Origin of the sequence: Pseudogracilibacillus amylolyticus (SeqCode) (genome assembly GCF_051918545.1) — a bacterium.
Lineage (GTDB): Bacteria > Bacillota > Bacilli > Bacillales > Amphibacillaceae > Pseudogracilibacillus.
In genome coordinates this window covers 1-1855 of record NZ_JBPPZG010000310.1, presented here as the reverse complement: position 1 = coordinate 1855, position 1855 = coordinate 1, and the positions used below count along the sequence as shown (strand labels likewise).

The window sequence follows — 1855 nt, the reverse complement described above, 5'->3', positions numbered from 1 at the left end:
TTCTCGTTCATCCTCCATCGCAGAATCAATAATTGCAAGAATATCTGCTGAATTAACTAAACTTTTATCCTGCTTCCGAAAGTTTAGCTCATAAAAATAAGTACCATCTGTCCATTTGAAAATTTCATTATCTCGATCGTCTTCTTTGTATATCGTAACTTTTACACCATTTTCAGTCTCTACGTCATCTATTGGTTTATAGTAATCAGGCAACGTTATTTCTTTTTCAAATATAGAATATTTAATTGAATCATAGCCACCGATTTGATAATTTACATCTAGCGACAATTTATCATCATACCCAAAATAATTAATTGACAACGTGCTAAGTTCCGAGTAATCATTATTTAGTTTAGGGAATTTAACTTTATCCATATCGATAGAAAATATACTATACAGGGGATCGTAAGCACCTTCTGCTTCTGTTTTTAATGTTTGACTAATCATTTCAACTAATTTTTCATTCGTTTCGTCGTTTTCCTTCGCTATTCCAATATTGTACACATTTCCTTTGTATTGCCCCCACATATCATAGGTTTGGTAAGAGTCACCCATCAAACCGTACATACCATCAATTTTATCATGGTCCAATTTCTTTTTATCTTGGAACTCACTGTATCGATCTTCAAGAAATTTTTCGCTAATATTTGTCATTCCTTTATAAAAGATGATTGGGACATTTTGACTCCCTTCATAATAAGCAGAATAATTTAACATACCATCTATAGGCATATAGTCTAATTGCATATCAATCATATCTTTTTCATTTTTAATAAAACCCGGTTTTAACAATTCTCGTTGCTTTTCCATAAAATTTTCAATTGCTTCACGTTCATCCAAAAAATTTTCATCATCAATTAAATTATTATTTCTTTCCATCTCCGAATCATCGTAATTTTCTATATCTTCATCCGGAACTTGTTTCGAAACTCGTTCACCATCTGTAAACTTATAGAGGACATCATCCATAAGCTGGCTGCACCCTGTCAAAACCATTATTAAACAAATAATAATAAAGAACTTTCTCATGTTCATCATCTACTCCCTGTCTTTTTTCCAAAAAATCCCCATACTATCTTAGTAAATCAATGTGCCAACATTTTCTCAAGAGGATAAAGACGCAGGAATTTAGAACCTGTTTTACCTTTATATGCTCTTTAAAAAAAGATCAGTATCTTGAGACCTATTGTCTTTATTTGGAAATGATCGCTCATTTTCCGTTCCAAAGTCCCTATTACTTCTAGCTGATTTTCATCAAAACGAATTGAACGCTTCGTCTCCTTCTATCTCCTATTCGGATGCAATGGTGAGGAATTGTTCGGCGATATTTTCATCTTTTTTCAAAGTATAAATAATAAACATCATCCTTATAGTCAGTCAATAATTATGCAAGACTATCACAAAGGTAGAAAGAAACAGATAAATGGTACGGTAAAATTATCCATCTATTTAGTTCAATATGCCTTAGTGATAAAAAAGTAATCGTCTCCCTAAATAATGAGAAACGATTACTTCTGATCACTTCAAAATTTTAATTTCACACTTTTTGTTTATCAATCTCTGCTTACCCACCAAAGCTATATAAAAAAAATTAAGGATTTGTCGTCCAAAGTCCTGCAGATTTCACAAATACTCGTTTATTTAATTTCAGCTGTGCCACGATAAGTTCAGCTAAATCCTCTGCCTGAAGTACGTTTTCCTCATCGCCTTTCACTAGACCTTGATTAATTGCCAAATCAGTCACAACCGTACTTGGCGTAAGTGCAGTAACACGAATATTAGATTTTCGCGCTTCCATTGCAAGTGATTCTGTCAGGCCTAATACGCCAAACTTTGATGCACTGTATGCACTTGT

2 protein-coding genes are annotated in these 1855 nt (G+C 33.0%); both read right to left on the bottom strand.

Annotated features, from left to right (window positions below; genetic code table 11):
* On the bottom strand, positions 1-1035 hold a 1035-nt coding region (locus tag ACPYKA_RS20060), incomplete at its 3' end, for a hypothetical protein (RefSeq protein ID WP_479543958.1).
* 556 nt (positions 1036-1591) lie between these two features.
* Positions 1592-1855: SDR family NAD(P)-dependent oxidoreductase (locus ACPYKA_RS20055; RefSeq protein ID WP_479543957.1), on the bottom strand; the 264-nt coding region annotated here is incomplete at its 5' end.